The organism is Paraburkholderia sp. SIMBA_053, assembly GCF_046534895.1.
Lineage (GTDB): Bacteria > Pseudomonadota > Gammaproteobacteria > Burkholderiales > Burkholderiaceae > Paraburkholderia > Paraburkholderia caledonica.
Genome location: NZ_JAWRXU010000360.1, coordinates 1 through 314, shown reverse-complemented (window position 1 = coordinate 314; position 314 = coordinate 1). Strand labels below are relative to the sequence as shown.

General features: G+C 53.2%; 1 protein-coding gene. It reads right to left on the bottom strand.

Translation table 11 applies throughout. The annotated features are described in order from the left end of the window. Positions 1 to 314, bottom strand: a 314-nt coding sequence (locus SB753_RS35990; RefSeq protein WP_410804871.1) for a CheR family methyltransferase, incomplete at both ends; no start/stop codon positions are given.

The following is a 314-nucleotide window of genomic DNA, read 5'->3' as shown; positions in this document are numbered from 1 at the left end:
CTGTTATATCTGGCAACGCTGTGTTGTCGGCTTGAAAGTAGAAAATACCGTGGTCATCCACTAACGACAGCACGCCTAAGTCGTTGCCAAGCGTTTCTGTCACACCGCATAGCAAAATGCCCTTGGGGGCCAGCAGCTGTTTGAGTTGGCGCTGTATCTGGCGGCGAGTTGCTTCGTCAAAATAGATAGAGACATTGCGAAACAGGATCACATCAAATGGCCCGCCAATCGGCTCTGCGCTGGGGGCGAGCAGGTTCAGCGAGCGAAAAGAGACCCACTGACGTAGTGAGTCAACCAGTTGAAAGCTGCGCTCC